At 49.0% G+C, this 367-nt stretch carries 1 protein-coding gene; it reads left to right on the forward strand.

Annotated elements, in window-relative coordinates; genetic code table 11:
• On the forward strand, window positions 1-367 hold a 367-nt coding region (locus tag A3750_RS25885), incomplete at both ends, for a hypothetical protein (protein WP_197474894.1).

A 367-nucleotide genomic window follows, 5' to 3' on the forward strand; every position in this document is an offset into this window, starting at 1 on the left:
GTGCTGCTATTGAATGCACTAGTATTTCTCTATATCCACTTTTCGAATTCAGCGGATAATGTCACTGTTCAGGCCGACGACTCTATAGAGAGGGGCATGGGATCTGGCGCGCGAAACAATCTTCTTTCGGTGACAGTTCCAGATACAAAATCGACGGTGAAATTGGCTTTGTCTAACGAGGATACACTTCCTTTGTCCGTTGATTCCTCGACGACCCAGCTGCGCGAAAGCCGTTCTTCTGCGCTAGTGGAACCCAAGCTTGTTGCTGAGTCAGCGATTATCCCGCAAACGAAAGACGATGCAGTCATTGAGGGCTCGAATACCGAAGTCGTTCAGACGGCACGCAGTGAACAAGGGCTTGATTTAG

It is taken from the genome of Oleiphilus sp. HI0079 (assembly GCF_001635105.1).